The sequence below is a fragment of the Dellaglioa sp. CoH-56-MRSF-11 genome, assembly GCF_056782135.1.
In genome coordinates this window covers 1-444 of sequence record NZ_JBXAYE010000031.1, presented here as the reverse complement: position 1 = coordinate 444, position 444 = coordinate 1, and the positions used below count along the sequence as shown (strand labels likewise).

The following is a 444-nucleotide window of genomic DNA, read 5'->3' as shown; positions in this document are numbered from 1 at the left end:
GGGAGAATCCGTACGATTCAGATTCCATGGACCATTACGATTGGGCTGCTGGTTGGACGGCGGCTCGCGACATGAGCAGCGGGGGCGACAATGACTGAGGCATGGATGTTGGGGCTCAGTGCCTACATGCATGGCGATTCAACTGAGGACAATCCGTACCCGATGGCCGATGTCGTGAAGCGGATGGACTGGGATGCAGGTTGGCTCGCTGGATACGAGCTGGATAAGGATCAGGAACATTAGGAGAAACGGTGCACATTAAGGACATTTTCAAGGCCGCTAAGATCAGTGGCTTTAAGCGCCTTCAGACAACGGCACAGCCCAACTGCATGGGCGCGACCGACGTGTGGGCAGGTGACCTCACGGCTCTGGTACGCGAGATCGAGCGCCGCGTTCTGGGCTACGGCGACAAACTTCCCACAGGTCTGGAGGCCGCTATCCACC

The 444-nt window shown here is 57.9% G+C and carries 2 protein-coding genes; both read left to right on the top strand.

Translation table 11 applies throughout. The annotated features are described in order from the left end of the window. Positions 1-90 precede the first annotated feature (90 nt). The gene (locus AC1RPT_RS07680) at positions 91-243 is read left to right on the top strand and encodes a hypothetical protein (protein ID WP_281106372.1); all 153 of its coding nucleotides are present in this window, start codon (positions 91-93) and stop codon (positions 241-243) included. An 8-nt stretch (positions 244-251) separates the two neighbouring features. Further along, positions 252-444: hypothetical protein (locus AC1RPT_RS07675; protein WP_481762966.1), on the top strand; the 193-nt coding region annotated here is incomplete at its 3' end.